This window comes from Mesorhizobium sp. M7A.F.Ca.CA.002.05.1.1 (assembly GCF_003998335.1).
Classification (GTDB): Bacteria; Pseudomonadota; Alphaproteobacteria; order Rhizobiales; family Rhizobiaceae; genus Mesorhizobium.
In genome coordinates, this window is sequence record NZ_RZQI01000726.1 from 1 (window position 1) to 3,092 (window position 3,092).

Annotated in this window: 4 protein-coding genes; 2 read left to right on the plus strand and 2 right to left on the minus strand. The window is 65.4% G+C overall.

What is annotated here, in order from left to right; translation table 11 throughout:
- On the plus strand, window positions 1-1,270 hold a 1,270-nt coding region (gene pdxR, locus EN939_RS27365; protein WP_164751258.1), incomplete at its 5' end, for a MocR-like pyridoxine biosynthesis transcription factor PdxR.
- A gap of 51 nt (window positions 1,271-1,321) precedes the next feature.
- On the opposite strand, the gene EN939_RS27370 is transcribed toward pdxR, so the two are convergent.
- A complete protein-coding gene (locus tag EN939_RS27370) occupies window positions 1,322-1,816 on the minus strand; it encodes a hypothetical protein (RefSeq protein ID WP_236382752.1) in 495 nt (164 codons plus the stop codon).
- Window positions 1,817-1,934: 118 nt separating this feature from the next.
- Between EN939_RS27370 and EN939_RS27375 the strand changes: the two genes are divergently transcribed.
- A complete protein-coding gene (locus tag EN939_RS27375) occupies window positions 1,935-2,534 on the plus strand; it encodes a DUF922 domain-containing Zn-dependent protease (RefSeq protein WP_127270851.1) in 600 nt (199 codons plus the stop codon).
- Between the two features lie 72 nt (window positions 2,535-2,606).
- On the opposite strand, the gene EN939_RS27380 is transcribed toward EN939_RS27375, so the two are convergent.
- Window positions 2,607-3,092: Gfo/Idh/MocA family oxidoreductase (locus tag EN939_RS27380; RefSeq protein ID WP_245473186.1), on the minus strand; the 486-nt coding region annotated here is incomplete at its 5' end.

Here is a 3,092-nt window from a genome sequence, read left to right on the forward strand (position 1 = left end):
GCTCGCACAGCGCTTCGGCCTATCGCGTTCGGCGGCGGTTGCCTGTTTTGAAATGCTGGTCTCGGAAGGCTTCGCCGTCGCCAGGATCGGTGCCGGAACCTTCGTCGCGCCTGACGTGCCGCATCTGCCGACAACACTGGTCAAGCCACGGCCACCCGAGATCGATGCCGCCACCTCGCTGCCTTGCGGCCTTGGCGTGGCGGTGTCCGATCCGCGCACGCTTAATTTGTTTCGCATCCTTCTGTCGCGCCACCTCGCTCGCCCCGGGCCGGAGCATTTCCGCTATGGCGATCCGCGCGGCGGCCTGCCGCTGCGCACGGCAATTGCCACCTATCTCAGGACCGCACGCGGCGTGCGCTGCGATGCCGGCCAGATCGTGCTGACTTCGGGCACGCAGCAGGGGCTGGATCTTCTGGTGCGCGCCGCGCTCAGCCCCGGCGATGCCGTCTGGATCGAAAACCCCTGCTATCCCATGGCGCAGGCCGTGCTGGCCGGCAGCGGCGCCAGGGTTTTTGGGGTACCGGTCGACGCGGAAGGGCTCGATCCCGAGATCGGCGAAAGCCTGTGCTCCAAGGCGCGCGCGGCCTATGTCACGCCCTCGCATCAATATCCGCTCGGCGTGACGATGACGATGCGCCGCCGTCTCGCTTTGCTCGACTGGGCTCGGCGCAACGATGCCTGGATCATCGAGGACGACTACGACAGCGAGTTCCGCTATGCCGGCCCGCCGCTGACCTCGCTGCAGGGCATGGACGGTTCAGACCGTGTCGCCTATCTCGGCACCTTCTCGAAAATCCTCTTCCCCGGCCTGCGCATCGGCTATGTCGTGGTGCCCGAAGCGCTGCTCGATGCCGTGATGGCGGTCAGGGCGCGCTCCGACCGCTTCCCCTCGACGCTGGCCGAAGGCGCGCTGACCGACCTGTTGAACGAAGGCCATTTCGCCGCGCATCTCCGGCGCGTGCGCCGCCGCGTCCAGGCCGCGCGCGACGTCCTGGTCGCCGGCCTCGAGGCGCATTGCGGCGATGCCCTCGAAGTAACCGTGCCCGAACAGGGGTTGCATTTGATGGCGACGCTGAAGGACGCCGGGCCGGACACCGCGATCGTCGAGGCGGCGAAGGCGGCGGGTGTCGGCGCCAGGGCCTTGTCCTCAATGTTCATCGGCGGGGCGCCCCGGCAAGGTCTGGTGCTGGGTTTTTCGGGGTTTTCGGACGAGGAGTTGATGGCCGCGACGGTGCGACTGGGTGGGGTGGTTCGGCAGCAAGCCCGGTGAGCCAACGAGAACCGCCTCATTGGTGCGCCGGCATCGAACTGTAGAGCCCCGTCAATTCCCATTCGCTGGCCCGGCCTTGCCGCACTGCGCCAGCACCTTGCCGATGGCCGCGCTGGAGCCCTTCAGCGGAAAGCTGATCTCGCCATATTTGGCTGAACTGACCGACACATCGCCCTTCCCGCGCAGCAGGTCGAACAGCGGATCGGCTTTCGCCAGATTGACCACGAAGTAGTTGTACATGGCCTCCAGCTGCAGTGTCTTCGTTACCGTCTTGCCGTCGGCCTTGAACGCGAACGAACCGCTGATGCCAGGTTCCAGCAGCTGGCCGGCGGCACCGAGATCGTAGCTCAGCACCGGCGTGTCGAAACAGGTGAGCATCATATGCGCATCGCCTTTCGGCCCGCCGCAGACCGAAGCCGTCAGCACGCTGCCGCCCTCGTCTTCCTCCATCTTGGCGCTCCAGCCACCGCACGACGCGGCAAACGCCGGCTGCGCGGCCTGCACGACGGCCAAGGCACCAGCGACGATGAGATGTGCAACTCTCATGACTCCCCCAATTGACTGCCTCCAGGGCATTTGCAGCGCCCGTCGGCAGCATATAGGAAAAAGCGATCCGATGGCATTGCCCGTTGCGGCAGCCGGTCCTGTTTCGTGGAGAGTTGGATTGAGAGCCTGCGTTCGCCTGTGTCTGTCCTTTGCCGCCCTGCTTGCCTCGCCGCTCACCGCTCGTGCCGAGTGGAAGCCGGTCGAGAAAATCGAGCCCTACGCGATCTCGGGCCGGTCCGGCGCCGAACTCTACCGCTCGATCGGCGAGAAAGGGCCAAAGCTCGGCATTGCCCGCGCCATCGCCTACACCAATTTCAAGCTGACCTGGGGGTTAAGGGACTACAAGCCCAAGGGCAAGGACTGCGTGCTGACGGCCGGGCGGCCGAAGCTGATCGTCACCTACACCTTGCCAAAACCTTCCGGCTCCCTGCCGCCCGCCGTCCAGAAGAACTGGGAAACCTTCATCGCCGGCGTCGCCGCCCATGAGAAGGTGCATGGCGCCAGCATGGTCCAGATGGTCCACGACATCCAAGCCGCGACGAACGGCCTGACCGTCGCCGACGATCCCAAATGCAGCAAGACAAGGGCCGAGGTGGTGAAGCGGCTTGACGCGATCTCGAAGGCGCGGGTGCTGGCAAGCCGCGATTTCGACCGCGTCGAATTCGGCGATGGCGGCAATTTACAGAAACTGGTTTTTTCGCTCGTGACCGGCCCCTGACTGGCGCGGACCGCAGTCCGAAGTTGGCGGCAGTGCTATCTTCGACCGCTGGCGCCGGCCGCTTCGCCCAGCTCACCGCGTTTCCGCACTCGCCCTCAGCTCCGCCCGCTTCTCGTCCGAGACGACGGCCAGATCCAGCACCTTCTGCAATTCGGCGGCATGGCGGAAGGACGGTTCGGCCTGCACGCCGGATCGCACCGCGTCAGTGAAACGCTGGTAGTTGGTCGGCACCGTGCCGGCGTCGAGCTCTTCCCATATGGCGTTCTCGACGTTTTCGCCGATGCAGGCCTTGAGCGTCGAACCATCCAGATTGTGCACCACTTCGATGCCGCCCTTCTCGCCATAGATGCGCAGGCGCAGCTCGTTGAGATGGCCAGTCGCCCAGCGGCTGGCATGCACCACGCCGAAGGCGCCGTTGGAAAAGTCCAGCGTCATGGCGAAGCTGTCATTGGCGTCTAGCCCGTAGTCGCCGATGCGGTTGCCGGGCGCCTTGTCGAAGGCGCGCAGCCGGCAGAAGACATGGTCGATGTCGACGGCTGCGCCATAGCTGGCGAAATC